General features: G+C 51.0%; 4 protein-coding genes. All 4 read right to left on the bottom strand.

Annotated elements, in window-relative coordinates; all coding sequences use genetic code 11:
- A partial coding sequence (locus ACESTR_RS15965) for a DUF1016 N-terminal domain-containing protein (RefSeq protein WP_373179435.1) occupies positions 1–540 on the bottom strand: 540 nt, incomplete at its 3' end.
- Between the two features lie 134 nt (positions 541–674).
- On the bottom strand, positions 675–1,001 hold the full coding sequence (locus ACESTR_RS15960; RefSeq protein ID WP_004295487.1) for a helix-turn-helix domain-containing protein: 327 nt from the start codon (positions 999–1,001) through the stop codon (positions 675–677).
- 3 nt (positions 1,002–1,004) lie between these two features.
- Positions 1,005–1,316, bottom strand: coding sequence for a helix-turn-helix domain-containing protein (locus tag ACESTR_RS15955; protein ID WP_004303820.1), 312 nt, complete (start codon positions 1,314–1,316; stop codon positions 1,005–1,007).
- A 398-nt stretch (positions 1,317–1,714) separates the two neighbouring features.
- A partial coding sequence (locus ACESTR_RS15950) for an RteC domain-containing protein (RefSeq protein WP_347084375.1) occupies positions 1,715–2,449 on the bottom strand: 735 nt, incomplete at its 5' end.

Here is a 2,449-nt window from a genome sequence, read left to right as displayed (position 1 = left end):
CTCTTTGGGTTCGACACGCCCGGGTTCGGTACGGGAAATCTCCTCTTTCACGGCTTTCTTGTCTCGGCTGGCCAGCAAGCGGTCATAGAAAAGCGTGTTGATTTGGCGGTCGAGCTGCCGGACACTCCAGTTTTCCTTGACGCACTCGTGCAGGTAAAAATCACGGGCGGCATCGCCCGACACCTTGAGAAGCGTGCGGCAATGCGACCAGCTCAATTTATCACACAGCGTGTGATATTTCGGGTAGCACTGGTAAAACTGCCTCATGTACCGCAGGTTGGTGGCCGTGAACCCGTTTCCGAACTCCGCCACGAGCCGCCTGGAAAGGGTGTTGATGACAGCCTTGCCATATCCGGCACGGTCGGTTCCCTGCTGCTCGTACTCCACTATGTATTTCCCTACCTGCCAGTAAGCCCTCACGAGGGTCGAATTGACATGATGTATCACCTTTGCGCGCGCTTCCTGCAAGATATGGCGCACGTTATGCAGCAGCTCTTCCTCCCCTTTGTCGGCAGGATGTATTTTATCTGTTTCTTTCATTGTTCATTATTATATAGGCTTACAGTGCAAACATACTGATTTTACGGCAAATATCGAGCGGTTGCACCGTCATGTCGTGCCTTATTCCATGTATCTCCGCGTTTTTCCATGACGCCGGACTCTCGGGACAGGGCCTAACCGGAACCGGCAGGACGATCCTTTTTCAGCTTGCGGAAATTACTGAAGTTACGCTCGATGAACCGCAGGACGTCCGATTCCCGGTAGAAGGTCTTGTGATAGATCATCTCGTAAGGCAGCTCTCCCGAGGTGCGGTAACGCTGGAGTGTGCGCTTGCTGATATTGAGCATACGGCACAGGTCGTAATTGTCCAGAAGACGCTCCCCGTCAGGCAGGATGGAAAGCGGTTGCTCCACATCCCCCGCGCACAGCTTCTCAATACGTTCCAGCCGTTCCGAGAGCCGCTGCATCCATCCGTCGAAATATTCCTTATCCAGAAACATGGCCTACTCCTTTGGTCGGTTTTTGCGCCGCACGGAACGCTCCTTCAGCACACGGCGGATTTCCGTGAGGGAATAATACAGCTTCCGGTTGATGGCCGAATAGGTGATCACGTGATCCGAGCGGAGGCGTTGAAGGGTACGCCCGCTGATGCCCAGGTAACGGCAGACCTGCTCGCCGTCCATCCATTCGTCGTTTATATACTCCTTATTCCATGCACGCCCCTTTTCAGGGAGAGAGGCGATTGCAGCCTCTATTTTCTCTATACGCCCGACAAGCTCGTTATAGGCTCGCGAACCGATCACTATGATTTTCATACTCCTTTGTTTTTTAGTCTGTTACAAAGGTCGGGCTTATATGGACAGCTTAAAACGAGGTCGGTACGACTTTTTTTTGATAATTTGCAGTGAACTGATTCTCAACGGTTCATGCGGTGAAGAAGGCAGTGTTTTTTACCGAAATCCGCGGCCCGTACTCGGTATTTTTATTGGCAGAAATGCGATAGCATACTGTGATTCAACGCTTAACGGTGTTCTAATCCGGACGGGGCTACAACGGAACACCCGTATCGGCTCCTTATACGGGTGCAAATACGGGCGTTCGGGAAAGTTCCTTTCGAGAGTTACGGGGGAAAACCGACCTCGGTTCTTTTGTTATATACAACGCTGATTATCAGTGCTTCTATAAGAAATAGAGTGCTTTACCGGTTCATGTTCTACTCGGAATTGCCGTTTTTCTTGTTTCGCTTCCACGTCTGCATACGTTTAAGCAGGGCCTCTTTCGCCTTGTCAAGCCACGGTGTCGGGTTGTTTCGGATTTTCATATCGCAGAATGTCCTCGAAAGGTTCATGTCGAGGTGTACGTTGAAAGCGTTGGAAATGTAGCTGGCAAGTTGCGTGAGTGGCACATTGCCGAAACAGCCTTTACTGTCGAGCAGGTAAATAAGTTCCGTCAGATCCGTCTTCGAGTCCTGCCATGTCGGACGCACGTCAGGCAATGGCAGAACCATGTTCCGGAGGTTCGTGCTCTCCAGTGATTCCAATTCGCCCATAAGATAAACCGACAACATATCGTTGGCCAGGATTTTCGCCACCTTGAAATCCGCGTTTGTCGAAAACTGCGGGTCGAGTTCATAGTAGAAGGTTTCCAGGTATTGCTCCGTGTCGGTCTGCCCGCGCAGGAAATAGAGGCTGTCCAGGTGTGTAGCGCCGCTGCGGAAATAGCGGATAAAGTCGAGGCGTTTCTGCGTGTACGCGTTGATGGCCCGAACATGGGCGTCCAGGTACTCCCGTTGTGCCTCGATACTTCCTACCGGACGGTTCATCTCGATATTGTAGAGCTTGCGGTAATAGATCAGACGGCAAAAAAGACGAGGTTTGATTTCTTTGAAGAACTTTATTTCCTCGTCATCGTTTTGAAAACGGTAGCCGATGATATATTGTTTCAAACG

Source organism: Alistipes sp. DJF_B185 (assembly GCF_964250025.1).
GTDB classification, from domain to species: domain Bacteria; phylum Bacteroidota; class Bacteroidia; order Bacteroidales; family Rikenellaceae; genus Alistipes; species Alistipes finegoldii.
This window is presented reverse-complemented; position numbering and strand designations above follow the sequence as displayed.